Source organism: Mesorhizobium calcicola (genome assembly GCF_042682105.1).
Lineage (GTDB): Bacteria > Pseudomonadota > Alphaproteobacteria > Rhizobiales > Rhizobiaceae > Mesorhizobium > Mesorhizobium calcicola.
Genome location: NZ_JBHUGY010000058.1, coordinates 38989 through 57809, shown reverse-complemented (window position 1 = coordinate 57809; position 18821 = coordinate 38989). Strand labels below are relative to the sequence as shown.

The window sequence follows — 18821 nt, the reverse complement described above, 5'->3', positions numbered from 1 at the left end:
GCTACCCCAGCCTTGCCCGTGCCTTCGCCGTCCAGGCGTTGAACAGCCGGTCGGCGACGATGCCGATGAAGGCGATGGCGAGGCCCGCGACGATGCCGCGGCCGGAATCGGCCTTGGACAGCGCGATGAACACCTCCTGGCCGAGATCGCGGGTGCCGACCATGGCGCAGATGATGATCATCGCCAGCGCCATCAGGATCGTCTGGTTGACGCCGAGCATGATCTCGGGAAGCGCCAGTGGCAATTGTACACGAAAGAAGGTTTGTCGCGGCGTGCAGCCGGACACTTTAGCCGCCTCGATCAGCGCCGGCGGCACCTGGCGGATGCCGTGATTGGTGTAGCGGATGGCCGGCACCACGGCGAAGGCGACGGTGGCGATCATCGCGGTGACGTCGCCGACGCGGAACAGCATCACCACGGGGATGATGAAGCAGAACGACGGCAGCACCTGCAGCGTGTCGATGACCGGCGTGACGATCTTCTCGAAACGGTCGCTGCGTGAGGCCGCGAGCCCGATCGGAATGCCGATCAGGCACGCGATGAAGGCCGAGATGCCGCAGAGATAGACCGTCGCCATGGTCTTTTCCCACAGTCCGGTGACGGCGCAGAAGGCGGTCAATGCGGCGACCAGGGCGGCTAGACGCAGGCCGCTGAGCTGATAGCCGGCAAGGCCAAGCAAAAACACCGCACCCAGCCATGGAAAGCCCTCGCAGAAGGCGCGCAGCGGGTTCAGCACGTTGAGAATCAGCGCCACGCGAAACGCTTCGATCATGTCGAAGAAATTGATCGTCACCCAGTTCACCGCCGCTTTCCATAACGGCGCGGTGGTGAAGGTGATCGCCTTCGGCACCGTCGCGAAGGCCGGCACGAACAGGCCGAGCAGGGTGGTGACGACAAGAATGGCGATGGCCAGCGTCAGATTGGGGTAGCGCCGCCAGAAGCTCGGGCTCACCGCCTGATGGACATGGCCCTTTGCCTGTTTGTGCGCTATCGCCTGGCTCAGCCGGTCGAGCGCGATCGCCAGCGCGACGATGGCGAGACCGGCCTCCATCGCCTCGCCGACCTTCAGCGCCCGCAGCGCCAGAAGCACGTCGTAGCCGAGGCCGCCGGCGCCGATCATCGAGGCGATGATCACCATGTTCAGCGCCAGCATGATCACCTGGTTGACGCCGATCATCAGCGTCGGCCGCGCCGATGGCAGCAGCACCCGCCACAGTTTCTGCCGCGCCGTGCAGCCGGCCATCTCGCTGAAATCGTCGATTTCGGATGGCACCCGTGACAGGCCGAGCATTGTTGCCCGCACCATGGGCGGCGTGGCGAAGATGGCGGTCGCGATCATCGCCGAAACCGGGCTGTTGCCGAACAGGAGCAGCATCGGGATGAGATAGGCGAAGGTCGGGATCGTCTGCATCAGGTCGAGGGCAGGGGAGACGATGAGCCGTTCCGCCGACGGCTTGCGCCATGCCCAGATGCCGGCGAACAGCCCGGTGACGATGCAGAACGGCACGGCGATGGAGATCAGCGCCAGCGTCAGCATGGCGCTGGTCCACTGGCCGAACAGCGCGATGTAGAGGAAACAGCCGCCGACCAGCATGCCGAGCTTCCGGCCGCCGGCGGCATGCCCGGCAAGGAACGCGGCAGCGCAGACGCCGACCCAGGACAGGCGTGGCAAGACATAGGCGTCGGCGCCGTGACCGATCTTGAAATTCTTGGCCAGAAGGTTGAGCGCGAAGTCGAGCGGCACGCCGAGCACCGCGGTGATCGAGCGGGTCAGCCACGACAGGTTCGACTTGATCCAGGCCATCAGCGCGCCGACCCAGTCGGCGACCGGCACGGTCGCGCTGGCCGGATAGTTGACGGCCCAGGGCAGGCTGTCCTGCAGCAGGAAGACGACAAGCACGACGGCAAGCGCCGAGGCCCAGACCAGCAGCCAGACCTGAACCGGGCGCGCTCTTGCCTCGCCGGCGCCAGCCGTCACCGTCATGCGCCGGCCCTCGAACGATCGATCCCGGCCAGCAGGTCGATCACCGCTTGCGGCGTCACTTCGCCGATCGGCTTGCCGGTGCCGTTGACCACCGCGAACGGCTTGCCGGCCGATACGATATCAGCCGAAAAACTCGCTATCTTGGCATCCGGCGCCACGGTGCCGCCATGCTCGGCGCCGTTGCAGGCGCGCATCAGGCTGCGGGCCGAGATCACCTTGGCGCGGTCGACGTCGCGGGTGAACTCGGCGACATAGTCGGTCGCCGGGTTGACCACCAGTTCCTCCGGCGTGCCGATCTGGATGACCTCGCCGTCCTTCATGATGGCGATGCGGTCGGCCAGCCGGATCGCCTCGTCGAAATCATGGGTGATGAAGACGATGGTCTTGTGCAGCATCGTCTGCAGCCGCATCAGTTCGTCCTGCATCTCGCGGCGGATCAGTGGGTCGAGGGCCGAGAACGGCTCGTCGAGAAACCAGATTTCCGGTTTGGTCGCGAGGCTGCGGGCGATGCCGACGCGCTGCTGCTGGCCGCCGGAAAGCTCGCGCGGATAGAAATGCTCGCGGCCACGCAGGCCGACAAGCTCGATGACCTCACGCGCACGCGCCTCCCGCGTCGGCCGGTCCTGCCCCTGGATGCTGAGCGGGAAGGCGATGTTCTCCAGCACGTTGAGATGCGGCAAGAGCGCGAAATTCTGGAACACCATGCCCATCCGGTGACGCCGCAATTCGATCAGCGCCGCGTCGGAAATCTTGAGCAGGTCCTTGCCCTCGAACTCGACCTTGCCGTACGTCGGCTCGACCAGCCGCGACATGCAGCGCACCAGCGTCGACTTGCCGGAGCCCGACAGGCCCATGATGATAAAAATCTCGCCCTGGCGGATCTCGAGATCGACGGCGCGCACCGCGCCGACCAGACCGGCAGCAGTGACGTCGGCCATGCTGGCCTTGCCATCGCGCTCGCGGATGAAATTCGCCGCGTTCGATCCGAACAATTTCCAGACATTGCGGCAGGCAAGCTTTATCGGACGGGCATCCTTGCCCGGCTGTGTCGGTGCCTGTTCAGTCCTATCCGTCATCCAATCGTCCTTCTGGAACGTCAGGAATAGACCCGGCTGATCAGCAGCCGGGTCTCACTTTTCCAGTCGGAACAATCACTGCGCCCAGGCTTTCCAGTCTGCCTCATGCGCTGCGATCCAGGCGGCCGCGACGTCTTCCGGCGTCTTGCCGCCGAGATCGATCTCGCCGCTCATCTTGTTGAGCTCGTCGGTGTCGATCGTGAAGGCCTTCGCCACCTTGTAGGCGACCGGCCATTTGTCCTTCATGCCGGACCAGGAGTATTTCCAGATCTCGCCATGCGGCTTGCCGCAGTCATATTTGGCGTCGGGGTTCACGCCCCATTTCGGGTCGTTGTAGCATTCGGGCGTGTATTCGGGGAATTGCACCCATTCGCCCTTGTACTTGGCCGGCGCCCAATGCGGCGAATAGATCCACAGCATGATCGGCGCCTTGCGCTGATAGGCCGATTCCAGCTCGGCGAACATCGCCGCGTCGGTTCCGGCGTGGATCACGGTGAAGGGCAGTTTCAACGCCTCGACACGCTCGTCGTCAAAGCCCTCCCATGTTACCGGGCCGCCGAGATAGCGCCCTTTCGGTGCGGTCTCCGCCGTCGAGAACGACGCCGCGCATGTGGCGTCGAGCAAGGCATGCCAGTCCGGCAAGGTTGGGCATTTTTCCTTCATGTATTCGGGAAACCACCACTCTTCCTTGGCCTTGGGTCCGAGCTTGCCGAGCCGTTCGGTCTGGCCGGTCGCATCGGAGGCTTTCATGGCTTCGCCGGCGGTCGTGTCCCAGAACTCCAGGCCGACATCGAGGTCGCCATTGGTGAGGCCGGTGGTCAGACTGGAGAGGTAGTCGGCGGTCGGATATTCGACCGTATAGCCAAGCTTTTCCAGGATGCCGCCGAGGATCTTGGCGTTGAGGTTGACGCTGGTCCAGTCGAACAGCGCGATCTTGATCGGGTCGTTGGATTCGGGCGCGGCGGCTTGGGCGGAAGGCGTCAGCAGGCTTAGCGTCGCGAGCGCGACGGCGCCCATCGACAGGTTCGAGATCTGGCTGCGAAATGACATGCTTGTTCTCCTTCAAGCTGTGTGAAAATTATCGTTGGTTCCCTTCTTGCGGCTTTTCTTGATTGTGTTGGAAAGGCGGTTCGTTGCGCAAGCCCGTCGGCGCCGAATTGTCGCCATGGCTTTGGCCAAGGCAGGCAAGACGGCGCTCAATTCTGGTGATGGCGGAATAGGACTGGAGTGTCGGGGTCATGGCTGCCGACGGACCGTTGCGGGAGCGATCACCTGTGGGTCATTTGCCAGTCTTGCGGCGCCCTTCAAGGTGCGAGCCATCAAGGTTCCATGATCTCGGCTGTCGGCCCTGGCAAGCCCCATCTCGCTAAGCCGTTTCATGAGATGAAATTATATATACCAAGGTTCATCTCGCGCAACGATTAACGCCTGCGGGATGCACGATTTCAGACTGCACGCGAAGTCGAGCCCGGCCGCTCGATCTTTCGTCCTACCAGCAGACGTAGCCGCCATCGACGATCAGGTCGAGGCCGGTGACGAAGCTTGATGCGCGGCTGGCCAGGAACACTGTCGGCCCGACCATTTCCTCCGGCGCCGCAATGCGCCCCATCGGCGTGTCGCGTTTGAAGATCTTGATTTCTTCCGCCACCTCCGGCCGCTTGTTCATCGGCGTCAGCGTGTAGCCCGGGCTGATGACGTTGACGCGCAGCCCGCGGTCTGCCCACTCCATGGCGAGGCTCTTCGACATATGAATGACGGCGGCTTTCGAGGAGTTGTAGTGCGCCTGCGTCAGTCCCCGGTTGACGATGGTGCCCGACATCGAGGCGATGTTGATGATCGAGCCGTTGTGCCGCGCCAACATCTTGCGGGCTTCGGCCTGACAGGACAGGAACACGCCGGCGACATTGACCTCGTGCACCTTGCGCCATGTCTCCAGCGACAGCGTCTCGGCCGGTTCCGAACCGGCAATACCGGCATTGTTGACGGCGACGGTCAGCGCACCGAGTTCGCTCTCGACGCGATCGATCGCCGTCGCGAGGTCGCTCTCGGAAGTCACTGTGCCGGTCAGCACCAGCGCCTTGCGGCCGAGCGCCTTGATCCGGTGGGCGGTTTCGTCCAGACCACCCTTGGAGGCATGGCCGAAACAGGCGACGTCGGCGCCTGCCTCGGCCAGTCCGATCGCGATTGCCTGGCCGATGCCGCTGCCCGCGCCCGTGACCAGCGCGACATCGCCGTCCAGCTTGAAAAGATCCATCGATAGCCCTCCCTGCCTCGGAGAGGGTATGCGCTGAACCGTGCTCTGATCAAGCGCCCTGCGTTGCTCAGAAATAACCGTCCGACGCGGCGGTGGCTTCCTTGGGGATTTCGACGCCGTCGACCAGGATCTTGTCGACCAGTTCGTGGTGGAAGCAGACCAGCCCCTTGATCCGCTCCGCCTCGTGCACCGGTTCCGGATAGTACCAGACGAGGTTCTCGTGGCGCTTGGCCTTGGTCGTCACGTGATAATAGCTGGAGATGCCCTTGTAGGGGCAACGCGAGATGTAGCGGCTTGGCGCAAACATATCGAGCCGCGTGTCGGAGATCGGCAGATAGTGGCGCACCGGATGGCCGGTCTCGAACAGGAACACGCCCCGGCATGAATCGGCGACCTGTTCGCCGTCGAGGATGACCTGCACCCGCCGCGACGATGGCAGGCAGTCGACGCGGCGGAACGGATCGCGGGCATGGACGAAGATCTCCTCGTCCTCCTCGAACCAGTGGCCCATCTTGCTCCAGTAGAACGACATATGGTCGGCGAGCGGCGGGCTGCCTTTCACCGGATCGGCGTAGCGCCAGGCCGCGTCCTCGACCAGCGTCACGCCGGTGTTGAGCGAATAATGGGTCGCGACGCCCTTGAATGGGCTCTCCGTCGTCGTCGTGCTCGGCAGCAGGAACTCCTCGCGCACGTCGCTCATCGGAAAATAGTAGACCGGCAGATGGTCGGACTCGTAGAGCACCAGCGCGTTGACCGTGTCGGCGACCGTCATCGACCCGACCTGCACCCGCAGCCGCTTCTGCGTCGGCATGGTGAAGGCGACATAACCCGGCTCGAACTCATATTGGACGATGCTGTCGAGCAGCGGAAAATGCGGCCCGCGGCCGCGCAGATGGCGCTTGCGAATGGTACTCTCCCGTTGCTTTTCTTTGGTGATCGGGCGCTGGCGCACGGTCAGCTCAATGACACGCGATCGAGCAGCAGCCCGGCGGCGATCGGCGGCAGTCCGCTGACATTCTTGCGCACCGGCACCAGCAGATCGGGGAAATAGCTGAAAATGACCGGCGTTTCGTCGAGCAGCAGTCTCTGGATGTCGGAGGCGGTCCTGCGCTGCGCGCCGACGTCGAGCGCCTTCAGATAGCTGGTGACCATGCCGTCAAAGGCCGGGCTCTTGAAATGCGCTGCATTCCAGGGTCCGTCGCTGACCAGCGGGCTCTTGAGGAAGACGTTCGGCACGCTGCGGTGCGCGTAATCGGTGATGCCGAGCGGGCTGTCCAGCCAGTCCGACTGTCCGAACACCGCCTTGCCGTAATACTTGTCCTGGTCCTCGATGTTGAGCGCGACGCGGGCGCCGATTTTCTTGGCGAAGTTCTGGAACAGCTGCGCGTAGCCGGGAATGTCGGAATAGCGCAGCGTCGTCAGCGTGATGTCGAAGCCGCCGGCAACGCCGGCCGCCTCGAGCAGTTGCCTGGCCTTGGCGAGGTCCTGGACGCGTTGCGGCACCGTCTTGTCGGTCGCGGGGAAGGCCGGCGCGAACGGGCTGTCGTTGCCGGTCGCCGCCATGCCGCGGCACAGGCCATCGACCAGCTTGGAGCGATCGATGCACAGCGCCAGCGCCTGGCGCACGCGCTTGTCGGTGAACGGGCCGGTGTCGCAGCGCATGTGCAACTGGCGGTGCGCGGTCGAGGCGACACGCAGCACCGTGATGTCGGGGCTGTTGAGCACGACCTGGCTGACGTCGAGCGGAACGGCGTCGAGGATATCGACCTCGCCGGCCTGCAGCGCCAGGATGCGCGGCTGCACGTCGCCGTAGAACTTGAATTCGAGCCGGTCGGGCAACGCCTTCTCGCCCCAATAATCGGGGTTGCGCACGAAGGTCGCGCCGACCTTCGGCGTGTAGGTCTCCAGCCGGAACGGTCCGGTACCCTCGAAGGTCTTTTCGTAATCGCCCTCGTAGCTCGCCGGCAGGATGACGGCGTTGTAGTTGTCGATCGACACGGAATAGGGAAAGCTGCCGTTCGGCGCATCGAGGTGGAAGGCGACGGTATGATCGTCGACCTTCTGGGTGCCGCCCTTCGACAGCAGGCCCTTGAACACCGACAGCGCGTTCGAGGCACCGCTCGGATCGGCCAGCCGGTCGAAGGTCGCAACGACGTCATCGGCCTTGAAGTCCTCGCCATTGTGGAATTTCACGCCCTTGCGCAGCTTGAAGGTCCAGACGCTGCCGTCTTCGTTCGGCGCCCAGCTTTCCGCCAGCACCGGTTTCAAGGTGAGGTCCGGCTGGGTGACGCAGAGAAATTCCGCGGTCTGGAAAACCAGCTGGTAGCTGCCGCTGTCATAGTAGGTGACAGGATCGATGGCGCCGCCGGGCGTCGCCACGCCGGCGCGCACCGTGCCGCCGGGCTTGCCCTCGGCGCGGGCCTGCTGCGTGCCGAGGCCGGCAGCAGTGACAAGGCTGCCGAGGAACGGCAGGGAGAGGCCGAGCACGCTGCCATGGCGCAGGAAATCACGCCGGCCCATCCTGCCGGCCAGCAACTCGTCGACAGCGGAATTTTCGATTGCTGTGAGATTCCGGCGAGCGGCGTCGATCATCCTGAAATGCTTTGGCATGGCTGCATTCCTCGCTTGTCTTGGGTTTTGCCATCTAGTTCATTGTTGACTGCCGCCGGAAAGCGATATTTTTTGATAGGGGCCATCGAAATTTTCGATGCAAGGGGTGAGGCATGGACACTGAAAATCTGCGCAGCTTTCTCGAAGTTGCCGCCCATGGCAGCTTCACCGAGGCGGCCAGCCGGCTCAATCTCGCCCAGTCCACCGTCAGCGCTCGGATCCGCGGGCTGGAGGAGCAGTTGGGACGCCGGCTTTTCGTGCGCGATCGCGATGGCGTCACGCTGACGCCGGCCGGCCGGCAGTTCCTGCCGCACGCCTCTTCCATCACCCGCACCTGGGAGCAGTCGCGGCAGGACATCGCCGTTCCCGATGGCTACGAGACGCTGCTGCGGCTGACCGCGCCCGCCTATCTCTGGGACCGCATCACCTCGCCATGGGTCGAGTGGATGCGCGCCAGACGGCCGAACGTGGCGCTGCGCCTGGAGGGCAGTTTCCCGGATCTGGCGATCGACCAGCTGGCGGAAGGCCTGCTCGACATCTGCATCCTCTATCTGCCGCGCCCGCATCCCGGCATCGTCTACGAAACGCTGGCCGTCGATCAGGTCGTGCTTGTCCAGCATGCGGCGCAGACGAAGCCATGGACCGAAAACTACATTCTCATGGACTGGGGGCTGGAATTCCGCATCGAGCACGACCGCGCCTTTGCCGGCATGGTCAAGCCGGCGATATCGGCGGGGCTGGTCTTCATCGGGCTGCAGCATGTGCTGTCGCGGCAGGCGGCGGCCTATCTGCCGCTCAGCGCCGTCAGCACTCATATCGAGCGTGGCGAGATGCGGCGCATCGACAATGCGCCGGTGTTCCAGCGTCCGATCTACCTCGCATACCCGAGCAACCCCGTCTCGTCGGATGTGCTGGATGTCGCGCTCACCGGACTGCGCACGTTGGCGACAGACTGGACCAGCGATCGGGGCTTTGCGGAAGGCGACCGGTCTTTCAGCATGACCGGCCAGATGTGACGGGCCGGATCACCGGAGCGTCCACGGTGATGCCCGCTATGCCGGCTCGGTCACGACTGCCTTCTGTAGCCTCGCCAGTTCCGCATAGGGAATGTGGCAGCGGATCGAATGGCCGGGCTGCGCCTCGCTGAGCGGCGGTTCCTGCTGCTCGCAGATCGCACCGATCTTGCGTGGGCAGCGTGTGTGGAACACGCAGCCAGAAGGGGGGTTGGTGGCGCTGGGGATTTCGCCGTCGAGGCGGATGCGCGCCGTCTCGGTCTGGTCGAGCTTGGGCACCGCCGATAGAAGCGCTTCGGTATAGGGGTGATGCGGGCCGGAGAAGACTTCCTCCGAAGGTCCGATCTCCATGATGCGGCCGAGATAGAGCACGGCGATCTTGTCGGAGAGGTAACGCACAACGCCAAGGTCGTGCGAGATGAAGATGTAGCTGACATCTTCCTTCGACTGCAGGTCGGCGAGCAGATTGAGGATCGCCGCCTGGACGGAGACGTCGAGCGCGGAGGTCGGCTCGTCGCAGACGACGATGCGCGGATCACCGGCAAAGGCGCGCGCAATGGCGACGCGCTGCTTCAGCCCGCCCGAGAGCTGGCGCGGCTTGACTGCCAGATGCCGGTCGGTCAGACGGACCGAACGGACGAGGTCGTCGAGGCGCGCCTCCTGCGCCTTGCCGGAAAGGCCGGCCAGCCGCTTCAAGGCGCGGCCGAGGATGTGGCGGATCGAATGCGAGCGGTTGAGCGCGGAGTCCGGGTTCTGGAAGATGATCTGCATCGCCTTGACCTGGTCGTCGCCACGCTTCTCCAGCTTCGGCGCCAGCGCCTTGCCCTCGAGTTCGATGGTGCCGCCGTCATCGGGCGGCACAAGGCCGAGCAGCAGCCTGGCGAAGGTGGTCTTGCCGCTGCCGGATTCGCCGACCAGCCCCAGCGTCTCGCCGGGCCTGAGATCAAGCGACACGTCCTTCACGGCGCGCAGCGCATGGCCATGGCTGGCATAGGTCTTGTTCAGCCCGGCGACACGCAGCACCGGTGCGGTTGTCGGCTTGGGCACTGTCGCAACATCGCTCGGTGTGGCGCGCGGCAGAGCTTGCGCCTTGTCGTGGTGGAAGCAGCGCGACAGGCGCTTGCCGCGCTCGTCACTCAGATCATAGAGCGGCGGCAATTCGGTGCGGCAGCGGTCGTCGGCGAGCGCGCAGCGATCGGCAAAGGCGCAACCCTTGATGTCGGCACCTATGCCGGGCAGGAAGCCCGGAATGGTGTCGAGGCGGCCCTGGTCCTTGCGCTGGCCGCCGCGCGGCAGGCAGCGCAGGAGCGCGACCGTATAGGGATGGCGCGGATCGTTGAAGACGACATCCGTCGGCCCTTCCTCGACCAGCATGCCGGCATAGAGCACGCCGACGCGGTCGCACATGTTGGAGACGACCGCCAGGTTGTGGCTGATGAACAGGATCGAGGCCGACAGTTCCTGCCTGAGCTGTGCGATCAGGTCGAGCACTTCTGCTTCCACCGTCGCATCGAGGCCGGTGGTCGGCTCGTCGAGGATCAGCATCGACGGATCGTTGGCCAGCGCCATGGCGATCGCCACGCGCTGCTGCATGCCGCCGGAGAGCTGGTGCGGATAGCGCTGCATGACGCTTGTCGGGTCGGAGATGCGCACCCGGTTCAGCATGGCGATTGCCTTGTCGGTGGCCGCCTGTCCCGTTATGCCGCCAAGCTCGAAGATCTCGGTCAGCTGCCGGCCGACGCGGATCGACGGATTCAGCGCCTTGCCCGGGTCCTGGTAGACCATCGAGACGCTTTCGGCCCGCGCCCGCCTGAGCGCTTCGGCGTCCAGCTTCATGATGTCCTGGCCGTCGAGCGAGATCGCGCCGCCGGTGATCGAGCCGTTTCTCGGCAGGTAGCGCACGACGGTGAGCGCCACGGTGGATTTGCCGCAGCCGGATTCGCCGACCAGCCCGTAGGCTTCGCCCTGGCCGATGTTGAGGCTGAGGTTGCGCAGCACCGCGCGGTTGCGGCCGGCAACGCGGTAGGCAACCGACAGGTCGTGTAGTTCAAGGGCGTTTTTGGCCTTGGCGGACTTAGTCATTGAGCGCTCCATGAACGCCGTCGGCCACCAGATTGACACCGATCACCAGCGAGGCGATGGCGAGCGCATCGAACAGCACCGTCCACCAGAAGCCGCCGCCGATCATGCCGTAATTGCTGGAGATCGAGAGCCCCCAATCGGGCGACGGCGGCTGGATGCCAAAACCCATGAAGGAGAGCGTGGCGACGGCGAAGATGGCGTAGCCAAGCCGCACGGTGGTCTCGACCAGGATCGGCGGGATGACGTTGGGCAGAATTTCGACGAACATCGTATGCAGGGCACTTTCATGCCGTAGCTGCGCGGCGGCGACATAGTCGAGTTCGCGCTCGGCGAGCACCGCGGAGCGCACCGTGCGCGCGATGATCGGCGCGAAGCTGAGGCCGATGACGACGATGACCGTTGTCTTGGATGTGCCGAGCGCGACGATCGCCAACAGCGCGACGATGACCACCGGGATCGCCATGAAGGCTTCAAGGATGCGGCTGACGACATCGTCGACGAGGCCGCGAAAATAGCCGGTGAGCAGGCCGAGCGCCGTGCCGGCCACGGTCGCCAGCAAGGTTGCCAGCGGGGCGACGGTCAGGATGTCGCGCGAGCCGACGATGACGCGCGAGAAGACGTCGCGGCCGATCTGGTCGGTGCCGAACCAGTGTTCGGCCGAAGGCGGCGCCAGCGCGTTGATGATGTCGTCGGCGAGCGGATCGTAGGGCGCGAAATGTTCGCCGAACAGCGCGCAGGCAACCCAGAACAGCACGATGGCGAAACCGGTCAGGAAGGTGCCGGAGCGCAGCAGCGACAACAGCACCTCCGCCAGCGGGCCGCGCCGGCGCGTGTCGTCGGGAGTGGGGGAGGTGGTTTGGACGGCGCTCATTGATCTGACCCCAGCCGGATGCGCGGATTGAGCACGGAATAGAGGAAGTCGGCGACAAGCGTCGCCACCGCATAGACGATGCCGATGGTGAGAATCCCCGATTCCAGCATCGGGAAATCCTTGCCGCGCGCCGCGGTGAAGATCAGCGAGCCGATGCCCTGGTAGCGGAACAGCGTCTCGATCACGACGAGGCCGCCGATCAGATAGCCGGTCTGCGTCGCGATGACGGTGATGGTCGGCAACAGCGCGTTGCGCAGCACATGCCGCCAGATCACCGTGCGCCATGGCAGGCCCTTGAGCACGGCAGTTCGTGTGTAGTCGGAATCGAGCGCCTCGATCATGCCGGAGCGTGCCATGCGGGCGATGTAGCCGAACAGCACCAGGAACAGCGGCAGCGAAGGCAGGATAAGGTAATAGAGCTGGGTGAAGAAGCCGGCATTGCGCGGCCAGGCGGCCGATATCGGCAGCCAGCGCAGCCAGACGCCGAAAATCAGGATCAGGATGATGCCGGTGACGAATTCGGGCAGCACCGTCACCGACAGGCCGCCAAGGCTGATGATGCGGTCGAGCGGCCGGTTGAGATTGAGCGCCGCGATGACCCCGCCGAGGATGCCGATCGGCACCACCAGCACGAAGGCGACTGCCGCCAGCTTCATCGAATTGCCGAGCGCATCGATGACGAAGGGCGCGACCGGCGAGCGGAAGATGTAGGAGGTGCCCATGTCGCCCTGGACGAAGTTCGAGATCCAGCCCCAGTACTGCACCAGCAGCGGGCGATCGACACCGAGCGTGTGATTGAGCGCGTCGACGGCGCGCTGGTCGGCGAACGGGCCCAATATGGCGCGCCCGACATTGCCGGGCAGCACCTGGCCGCCCAGAAACACCATGATGCTGAGCAGGAACAGCGTCACCAGCGATAGCGAGACACGCCGGACAAGGAAGGAGAGAATGGCTAAGACTCCTTGTGGAGCCAGCCCCCTTGGGGGAGCTGGCTGTTACAGGATTGGCTTTCCCTTTCCGTTCAGGCCTTCGATGCCTTGTCGAGGAACAGCTGCGACATCGCGGTCGGCTGCACGCCGGTCACGCCTTTCGCCGTCGCCGTCAGATAGTCGTAGAAATAGCCGAAGATGACCGGCGTTTCTTCGAGCAGCAGGTTCTGGATCTTGCCTGCCGTCGCCTTCTGCGCCTCGAGGTCGAGTGCGGCGATGTAGCTGGTCGCCAGCGTGTCGTAGTCCTTGTTCTTGAAGTGCGCCGCGTTCCAGGTACCGTCGCTCTTCAGCGGTGCTGCAAGATAGACATTCGGCACGCCGCGGTGGCCATAGTCGGTGATGCCCATCACCGAATCCAGCCAGTTCGACTTGCCGAACACCGCGTCTCCGTAGTAGCCGCCCTGGTCGAGGATATTGAGCTCGAGCTCGATGCCGATCTCCTTGACCCAGTTCTGGATCAGCTGGGCGTATTCGGGGATTTCCAGATAGCGCTCGGTGGTCAGCGTCACCTTGAAGCCCTTGGCGGCGCCTGCGGCTTCCATCAGCTGCTTTGCCTGCGCGATATCCTGCTTGCGCTGCGGCACGCTCGTATCGGTCGAGGGGTAGGCCGGGGCGAACGGACTGTCATTGCCTGGCGAAGCCCGGCCTTTCATCAGGCCGGCAACCAGCTTGTCACGGTCGAGGCTGAGCGCGATGGCCCGGCGCACGCGCGGGTCCTTGAACGGGTCCGAATCGCAGCGCATATGCAGTTGCTGGTGAGCGACCGACTTCAGGCTGATGATGTCGACATTCGGATCGTTGAGCAGCGCGACGCCGGACAGCACCGGCAGTTGGTTGATGATGTCGACCTGTCCGCCCTGCAGTGCCAGGATTTGCGGCTGCGTGTCGGTAAAGAAGGTGAATTCGGTGCGCTCCGGCAACGCCTTCGTGCCCCAATAGTCTTCGTTGCGGACGAAGGAGGCGCCGACCTTTGCCGTGTACTTCTCGATCTTGAACGGCCCGGTGCCGTCGAAGCTCTTTTCGTAGTCGCCCTTGTAGCTCGCCGGGATGATGACGGCGTTGTAGTTGTCGGACGACAGCATGTAGGGGAAGTTGCCGTTCGGCGCGTCGAGGTGGAATTCCACCGTGTAGTCGTCGACCTTCTTGCTGGCGCCCTTTTGCAGGATGCCGTTGAATACCGACAGCGCGTTGGACGAGTTTGCCGGATCGGCAAGGCGGTCGATGCTGGCCACGACGTCGTCGGCCTTCATCTCGCCGCCGCTATGGAATTTCACGCCCTTGCGCAGCTTGAACGTCCACACCGTGCCGTTGTCGTTCGGCTTCCAGCTTTCGGCCAGCGCCGGCTGCAGCACGAGGTCGGGGCCGTCGACGCAGAGGAACTCGGCAACCTGCTGCATGATCAGCAGGCCGCCGGCGTCCGCGATGGTGACCGGGTCGATCGTTGCCGCCGGCACGCTGCTGGCGACGCGGATGGTGGCGCCGGGCGCGCCTTGGGCGCGCGCTAGCGACGGCATGCCGCCGAGGCCGGCGGCTGCACCGATGCGGCCCAGCAGCGGCAGCGACAGGCCGAGCAGGCTGCCGTGACGGATGAAGTCGCGGCGGCTGACCCTGCCGTCGACGAGGCCATCGATCAGGTGATTTTCAAGCGGCGAGCGATTGCGCCGGATCAGGTCGAGAATGTGATAATTCTTGCTCATGGGTTTTTACCCTTCCCCTGTGTTCTTATGGTTGACGAATTTTTTGCGGATTTGCTCCATTTCCGATCGTCAGAAAGGCCTGCTAACCGGGACTGTAGCATGCGGTTTTGTCCGGTCCATCCGGTCGTTGGCGTGGATGCGCCGGATTCCTGGCTGCACTGCTTCCACCGTCTTTGTCCGACCTTCCCGACCGAAGTCACGGCGGTTGGCTTCTCGTCTGTTGGCCACATATCTTGGTCGTTTGTTCTGGCCGCCTGCCGTCATCTAGTTCAGCGGCAAACGGCGATAGGTTCCGGGCTTTGCCGGATCATGATACTTGTTGCACGGTCCTTTCTCGGTAAAGTCTCTGTGACAGGCAGCGAGGTTTTCCCGCGACAACGTGATGCCGAGACCGGGGCCTTCCGGCACGCGCACGACGTTGTTTTTCGGCGAAAACGGCCCTTCGTCGGTGACATCCATCGGCAGCATGCGAAACAGCGACTGGTTCGGCTCCCTGATCCAGCCGAGTGCCGCGCACAGATGCAGATAGGCCGCGCTGCCGATGCCGCTGTCGCCGCTGTAGCACCAGAAATCGATGCCGGCGTGCTCGCAGGCGCCGACGAAACGCAGCAGGCGGCCGATGCCGCCATGCGTCGTCGGGTTACCGACGAAAGCGTCCGGCACCTTGGTTTCCATGGCGCGGGCAATATCGATGTTGTGGGTCGAGAACGGGATCGAGCAGTGGCGCCGCAACTCGCGCATCTCCTCGATGGTGGCCACCGGATCTTCCCAGTTGCGCACCCCGAGCTCTTCCAGCGGCCGCGCCAGCCGCCGCGCCGTCGCCAGCGAATAGGCCTGGTTGGAATCGATGCGGATCATCGCATCGTCGCCGAGTTTACGGCGGATCAGCTCGACGATTCTCAGCGAGACTTTCGGGTCCTCGGTCGAGAACTTGCCTTCGAAAAAGGTCGTCCCGTATGTCTCGTGCATCTCGACGCAATAGTCGGCGACTTCTTCCGGCGTCGTCTCGCCTTTGACCTTCAGCCCGTCGCCGCGCAGCGAGAAATAGTCGGTGAACGGGATATCCTTGCGCACGGCGCCGCCGAGCAACTGGTAGAGCGGCTGGTTCCACGCCTTGCCGCGCAGGTCCCAGAACGCCATCTCGATGGCGCCGAAGGCCATGATGCGGGTGCGGTCGTTGATCGACTGCACACCGGTCCAATAGGGCAGGCAGACATTCTCGGCGCCGGCAATGTCGAAGGCGTCGCGGCCGACCAGCCGTGGCGCAAGGACATCGTTGATGATCGCGGCCGCTGCTGGCGTCGGCGCCTCACCGAGGCCGATCAATCCATCCTCGGTCTCGACCTCGACGATGGTGGGCGAAAACCCGTCGAGCTCGCCGAACACCCAGGCGTAGGGCGCCTCGAGGCGCAAGTTGACCGGAGTGGCGGTGATGCTGCGGATTTTCATCTCAGTGGCCGACCTCGAAGAACGGCGCGCCAAGCAGATCGGGAACGACGTCGATGCCGAGGCCAGGTCCATCCGGAATGCCCATGCGGCTGCCGGTGACCGGCGGCATGTTCGACGCCGTGCGCACCGTCACCCATTCGTGGAAGGCGATGGCATGCAGCCGGCGTTCCTCCGGTGTCGACAGCGACAGATGCGCCATCGCCGCGGTGTCGATCTCGGCGCCGCCGGTGTCCTCGACGGTGATCATGAAGCCGAGGTCGACGGCGAGATCGCGGATCTGCCGCGTCTTGGTGACGCCGCCAAGCCGCGAGATCTTCAAGGTCAGCCCGTCGGCGGCACCCTTGCGGTGGATGTCGAGCATGTCGTCGAGCGAGGCGACGGACTCATCCAGCACCATCGGCTTGTCGAGCGAACGGCGCACCGACATGCATTCGTCGATCGTCGTGCAGGGCTGCTCGAACGTGTAGTCGATGGCCCGCGTCGTGTCGGCGAACTGGCGCGCCTGGTAGGGCGTCCAGCCGGCATTGGCATCGCAGAAGATCACCGTGCCTTTCGGCACCGAAGCGGCAACCGCAGTCACACGCTCGATGTCGTCATGGACATTGCCGCCGACCTTGACCTGCAGCCGGTGGAAGCCGTCCTTGACGATGCGCTTGGCCAGCGCCGCCATGGCCTCGACGCTGCCGTGGGTGACGACCTTGTAGAGTTCCGCGGTTTCGCTCTCCCGGCCGCCAAGCAGCGTCACCAGCGGCACGTCGGCGGCGCGCGCGGCAAGGTCCCAGCAGGCCATGTCGAGCGCCGACTTGATGTAGGGGTGGCCCTTGAACACGGTGTCCATCAGCCGGCCGATACCAGCCAACCCGCGCGGATCCTGGCCGATCAGATGCGGGGCGATCTCCGGCACGCCTGAGCGCGTGCCTGCCGGAAATGCAGCGGAGTAGAAGTTGCCGAGCGGCGCCATTTCACCCCAGCCGGTCAAGCCGCTGTCCGAGGTGATGGCCACGATCACCGCGTCGAAGCAGTCGGCGACGCGTCCCTTGGACATGCGGTAGGGCCCGTCCACGAAAGGCTGCACGACATGGTAGGCTTTGATGGTTTCGATCTTCACGTGTGTCTTGTCCGCTATTTCTGCTGTTGACGGTTGGTCAGGCGCCTTTCGAAGGGCGCTGTTCGAGATCGCGCGCGTAGGAAAGAAGCTCTTCGAAATCGAGGTCGATATGTTCGCGGGCATGGCGCTGGGCAGCACGCATGTCGGCGCCTTTGAGCAGTGACACATAGGTCTCGTGAACGTCTTCGGAAGGCACCGCTTCGTTGCGTGCCTGCTGGTGCAGGGCGAAATACATCTGCAGCCGGCTGGTCAGCCGCTGCCAGGTTTCCAGCAGCACCGAATTGTCGGCCCATTCGTAGATCAGGCCATGCAGTTGCAGCGCCGTTTCAATCTGGCGGGTGGTGTCGCGGTTGCGGGTCGCCTGTTTCACCGCCTCGTGACGACGGTCGAGCTCATCGAAGAAGCGCTGGTCGCGCAGCGGCCAGGTGCGCTCGATGGCGAATTCGTCCAGCACCTTGTTGAGCGAATAGGCATCGTCGATGTCCTTCGCGGTGACATCGATGACGAAGGTGCCGGCATAGGGAATGCTGGTCAGGATGCCTTCCTGCACCAGCTCGCGCATCGCCTCGCGCAGCGGCGCGCGGCTGACCTTCATCTGTTCGGAAATTCGAAGCTCGTTGAGCTTCTGGCCGGGTTCGAGCTGCCCGGTCAGGATCGCGCGCCGCAACAGCGCCACGATCTCGGCGCGGCGCGTGGTATCCGCGATCGGACTGAAATCCGCTTTGCCCATTCGGCCACTCCCGAGGAAATCGAGAACAAGACAAGCAGATTGTCGACAATCTAACAAGAGGCCATTTTCGGATTCTTGAAGACCGCTGGCATGCCTGCTTCTTCCTCAGGCAGCGCGGCCGTAGAAGCCGACCCGTTCCTCGGCGCTGAACATCACACCAGGCTTCTCGTAGTAGGAAAACACCGCGATCACGCGTTCGCGTTCGCCTTCGACAGTGGTGACCCGGTGCGCGGTGTTCTTGCCGCGAAAGACGTTGAGCGTGCCCGGCCTCACGCGCAGGATCTTTGCGTCGGAATCGCGCCCCTCGAGCAATCTGGCAACGCCGTCATAGTTGGGATTGTCGTCCGACCGCAGATCGGTGCGATATTCGAAATCGCCGCCGCGCTCCGGCGCTTGCAGGAGAAGTGTGGTGGTGAACTCCGAACGATCGAAATGCCAGTTGAGCGCTTCGCCGGCGCGATAGGCCATGACATTGGTGCGCGCCAGCGGGTCTTGCATGACATGCAGCTTGCTCTTGCCCATCGCCGCCGCCAGGAAGCGCAGCAGCGGCTCGTATTCGTAGATGGCAAGCACGACGCTGCCGGGAATCTGGTCGGCACAAACGGTGTGGCTGATGGTTTCGACCTTGCGCAACGCCGGATGATCGGGAGCAAGCCCGGGAATGTCGGGCTTGAAGTAGATGTTGTGCATGCGCTTGTGCACATGCGACCGCGCCGCCATGACCGGCTGGATTTCCTGGACGGCTTTTTCAGCGACGCGGGGCCGCAGAAACCCCTCGAGATTGAACATGCCGTCGGCTTCGAGCGCGGCGACGGATTGTTCGACAAGGCGCTGCCATTCGGCGCTGCCTTCGCGGTCGAGTGGATAGCGGTCGAGATCGAGAATGTCGTTCATGGTTTTGGTCATGATCATGGGGCTCCGAGGTTTCGAGCCTATGAGATGGCAAAAAAATCTTTCT

Annotated in this window: 15 protein-coding genes; 1 reads left to right on the top strand and 14 read right to left on the bottom strand. The window is 64.0% G+C overall.

The window, feature by feature from the left end; all coding sequences use genetic code 11:
* Window position 1: 1 nt before the first annotated feature.
* The 6 genes from ACFSQT_RS31845 to ACFSQT_RS31820 all read right to left on the bottom strand — a co-directional run bounded on the left by ACFSQT_RS31845 (window position 2) and on the right by ACFSQT_RS31820 (window position 7924).
* Window positions 2-1984, bottom strand: coding sequence for an ABC transporter permease (locus tag ACFSQT_RS31845; protein ID WP_379025574.1), 1983 nt, complete (start codon window positions 1982-1984; stop codon window positions 2-4).
* A complete protein-coding gene (locus tag ACFSQT_RS31840; RefSeq protein ID WP_379025572.1) occupies window positions 1981-3060 on the bottom strand; it encodes a quaternary amine ABC transporter ATP-binding protein in 1080 nt (359 codons plus the stop codon). The genes ACFSQT_RS31845 and ACFSQT_RS31840 overlap by 4 nt, the downstream gene beginning before the upstream one ends.
* A 75-nt stretch (window positions 3061-3135) precedes the next feature.
* Complete coding sequence (locus tag ACFSQT_RS31835) at window positions 3136-4110, bottom strand: ABC transporter substrate-binding protein (RefSeq protein ID WP_379025570.1); 975 nt, start codon at window positions 4108-4110, stop codon at window positions 3136-3138.
* 439 nt (window positions 4111-4549) lie between these two features.
* Window positions 4550-5314, bottom strand: coding sequence for an SDR family oxidoreductase (locus ACFSQT_RS31830; protein WP_379025568.1), 765 nt, complete (start codon window positions 5312-5314; stop codon window positions 4550-4552).
* Window positions 5315-5381: 67 nt separating this feature from the next.
* Window positions 5382-6272 carry a DUF427 domain-containing protein gene (locus ACFSQT_RS31825; RefSeq protein WP_379025614.1) on the bottom strand — a complete coding sequence of 297 codons (891 nt, stop codon included), beginning with the start codon at window positions 6270-6272 and terminating at the stop codon, window positions 5382-5384.
* Window positions 6269-7924 (bottom strand): ABC transporter substrate-binding protein, encoded by a 1656-nt coding sequence (locus ACFSQT_RS31820; protein ID WP_379025566.1) that lies wholly within the window; start codon window positions 7922-7924, stop codon window positions 6269-6271. Before ACFSQT_RS31820 ends, ACFSQT_RS31825 begins: the two co-directional genes overlap by 4 nt.
* 113 nt (window positions 7925-8037) lie before the next feature.
* Between ACFSQT_RS31820 and ACFSQT_RS31815 the strand changes: the two genes are divergently transcribed.
* Window positions 8038-8940: a LysR family transcriptional regulator gene (locus ACFSQT_RS31815; RefSeq protein WP_379025564.1), complete on the top strand. Its 903-nt coding sequence runs from the start codon at window positions 8038-8040 to the stop codon at window positions 8938-8940.
* Window positions 8941-8976: 36 nt separating this feature from the next.
* Here ACFSQT_RS31815 and ACFSQT_RS31810 read toward each other — a convergent pair whose 3' ends face one another.
* From ACFSQT_RS31810 to ACFSQT_RS31775, 8 genes are all read right to left on the bottom strand, one after another.
* Window positions 8977-11019, bottom strand: coding sequence for a dipeptide ABC transporter ATP-binding protein (locus ACFSQT_RS31810; RefSeq protein ID WP_379025562.1), 2043 nt, complete (start codon window positions 11017-11019; stop codon window positions 8977-8979).
* Entirely contained in the window at window positions 11012-11890 is an 879-nt protein-coding gene (locus ACFSQT_RS31805) for an ABC transporter permease (RefSeq protein WP_379025560.1), read from the bottom strand. The genes ACFSQT_RS31810 and ACFSQT_RS31805 overlap by 8 nt, the downstream gene beginning before the upstream one ends.
* Entirely contained in the window at window positions 11887-12840 is a 954-nt protein-coding gene (locus ACFSQT_RS31800; protein ID WP_379025612.1) for an ABC transporter permease, read from the bottom strand. Before ACFSQT_RS31800 ends, ACFSQT_RS31805 begins: the two co-directional genes overlap by 4 nt.
* Window positions 12841-12911: 71 nt before the next feature.
* Window positions 12912-14576, bottom strand: a complete 1665-nt coding sequence (locus ACFSQT_RS31795; protein ID WP_379025558.1) for an ABC transporter substrate-binding protein — start codon at window positions 14574-14576, stop codon at window positions 12912-12914.
* Between the two features lie 264 nt (window positions 14577-14840).
* Window positions 14841-16025, bottom strand: coding sequence for a mandelate racemase/muconate lactonizing enzyme family protein (locus ACFSQT_RS31790; RefSeq protein ID WP_379025556.1), 1185 nt, complete (start codon window positions 16023-16025; stop codon window positions 14841-14843).
* A gap of 1 nt (window position 16026) precedes the next feature.
* The gene (locus ACFSQT_RS31785; RefSeq protein WP_379025554.1) at window positions 16027-17133 is read right to left on the bottom strand and encodes a mandelate racemase/muconate lactonizing enzyme family protein; all 1107 of its coding nucleotides are present in this window, start codon (window positions 17131-17133) and stop codon (window positions 16027-16029) included.
* Window positions 17134-17170: 37 nt separating this feature from the next.
* Window positions 17171-17863 (bottom strand): GntR family transcriptional regulator, encoded by a 693-nt coding sequence (locus ACFSQT_RS31780; protein ID WP_379025552.1) that lies wholly within the window; start codon window positions 17861-17863, stop codon window positions 17171-17173.
* A 105-nt stretch (window positions 17864-17968) separates the two neighbouring features.
* Entirely contained in the window at window positions 17969-18769 is an 801-nt protein-coding gene (locus ACFSQT_RS31775; RefSeq protein WP_379025550.1) for a HalD/BesD family halogenase, read from the bottom strand.
* Between the last annotated feature and the right edge of the window lie 52 nt (window positions 18770-18821).

Excerpts from the sequence above, each read along its gene's own strand:
- ACFSQT_RS31845 (WP_379025574.1), bottom strand. The coding sequence starts at position 1,984 with ATGACGGTGACGGCTGGCGCCGGCGAGGCAAGAGCGCGCCCGGTTCAG.
- ACFSQT_RS31840 (WP_379025572.1), bottom strand. The coding sequence starts at position 3,060 with ATGACGGATAGGACTGAACAGGCACCGACACAGCCGGGCAAGGATGCC.
- ACFSQT_RS31835 (WP_379025570.1), bottom strand. The coding sequence starts at position 4,110 with ATGTCATTTCGCAGCCAGATCTCGAACCTGTCGATGGGCGCCGTCGCG.
- ACFSQT_RS31830 (WP_379025568.1), bottom strand. The coding sequence starts at position 5,314 with ATGGATCTTTTCAAGCTGGACGGCGATGTCGCGCTGGTCACGGGCGCG.
- ACFSQT_RS31820 (WP_379025566.1), bottom strand. The coding sequence starts at position 7,924 with ATGCCAAAGCATTTCAGGATGATCGACGCCGCTCGCCGGAATCTCACA.
- ACFSQT_RS31815 (WP_379025564.1), top strand. The coding sequence starts at position 8,038 with ATGGACACTGAAAATCTGCGCAGCTTTCTCGAAGTTGCCGCCCATGGC.
- ACFSQT_RS31810 (WP_379025562.1), bottom strand. The coding sequence starts at position 11,019 with ATGACTAAGTCCGCCAAGGCCAAAAACGCCCTTGAACTACACGACCTG.
- ACFSQT_RS31805 (WP_379025560.1), bottom strand. The coding sequence starts at position 11,890 with ATGAGCGCCGTCCAAACCACCTCCCCCACTCCCGACGACACGCGCCGG.
- ACFSQT_RS31795 (WP_379025558.1), bottom strand. The coding sequence starts at position 14,576 with ATGAGCAAGAATTATCACATTCTCGACCTGATCCGGCGCAATCGCTCG.
- ACFSQT_RS31790 (WP_379025556.1), bottom strand. The coding sequence starts at position 16,025 with ATGAAAATCCGCAGCATCACCGCCACTCCGGTCAACTTGCGCCTCGAG.
- ACFSQT_RS31780 (WP_379025552.1), bottom strand. The coding sequence starts at position 17,863 with ATGGGCAAAGCGGATTTCAGTCCGATCGCGGATACCACGCGCCGCGCC.
- ACFSQT_RS31775 (WP_379025550.1), bottom strand. The coding sequence starts at position 18,769 with ATGACCAAAACCATGAACGACATTCTCGATCTCGACCGCTATCCACTC.